Here is a 402-nt window from a genome sequence, read left to right as displayed (position 1 = left end):
TCCTGGAGCAGCGCCTCGGCGACGCGGTGCGGATCGGTGAGCCCGGTGAGAGCGGCCGCCTCGTGCTCGTTGGGGACGAGCAGGTCGGTGGCGGCCACCAGTCCGGCCGGCAGCGGCTGGGCGGGGGCCGGGGTGAGGATCGTACGGACCCCGTGGGCGCGGGCGGCCGACGCGCCGGCGAGCACGACCTCCAGGGGCAGTTCGAGCTGGAGGAGGAGGCAGTCGGCGGCCGCGATGCGGGCGTCGTCGCCCGGCTCCAGGGCGGTGACGCGGGCGTTGGCCGCCGGGATCACGATGATGCTGTTCGCGCCCTCGTCGTCCACCGTGATGTGGGCGGTGCCGCTGGCGCCCTCGACGGTGCGCAGGGCGGCCGTGTCGACACCGCGCTCCTGGAGCGCGGCG

Annotated in this window: 1 protein-coding gene; it reads right to left on the bottom strand. The window is 76.6% G+C overall.

The genetic code is table 11. The features are described from left to right. Positions 1-402, bottom strand: a 402-nt coding sequence (locus G3I71_RS49245; RefSeq protein ID WP_239149827.1) for a PfkB family carbohydrate kinase, incomplete at both ends; no start/stop codon positions are given.

Origin of the sequence: Streptomyces sp. SID12501 (assembly GCF_010550245.1) — a bacterium.
GTDB lineage: Bacteria > Actinomycetota > Actinomycetes > Streptomycetales > Streptomycetaceae > Streptomyces.
This window is presented reverse-complemented; position numbering and strand designations above follow the sequence as displayed.